1 tRNA gene and 1 rRNA gene are annotated in these 401 nt (G+C 48.6%); both read left to right on the plus strand.

Annotated elements, in window-relative coordinates:
• Window positions 1–118: ribosomal RNA gene (locus M3650_RS31400) — 16S ribosomal RNA — on the plus strand; the annotation flags it as partial.
• A gap of 70 nt (window positions 119–188) precedes the next feature.
• Window positions 189–264, plus strand: a tRNA-Ala gene (locus M3650_RS31405).
• Window positions 265–401: the final 137 nt, after the last annotated feature.

Consider the following 401-nt stretch of genomic DNA (forward strand, 5'->3'; position numbering starts at 1 on the left):
AACACCCGAAGTCGGTGAGGTAACCGCAAGGAGCCAGCCGCCGAAGGTGGGGTAGATGATTGGGGTGAAGTCGTAACAAGGTAGCCGTATCGGAAGGTGCGGCTGGATCACCTCCTTTCTAAGGATTTTAGCTTCCTGTAACGGAAGCTAAAAACGCTGAGTCATTTGTTCAGTTTTGATGGAATTCAGGGGCCATAGCTCAGCTGGGAGAGCGCCTGCCTTGCAAGCAGGAGGTCAGGAGTTCGATCCTCCTTGGCTCCACCATATTTCGTCAATTGTACCTTGAAAACTGAATCGCGAAAGAAGTAAAGTGTCTTAGAATCATCCTTATGTTGATATAAAGTTCGGAAACGAACGATACTAGGTTAAGCTAGTAAGAGCACACGGAGGATGCCTAGGCA

It is taken from the genome of Paenibacillus sp. MER TA 81-3, from assembly GCF_023713585.1.
Taxonomy (GTDB): domain Bacteria; phylum Bacillota; class Bacilli; order Paenibacillales; family Paenibacillaceae; genus Paenibacillus_B; species Paenibacillus_B profundus.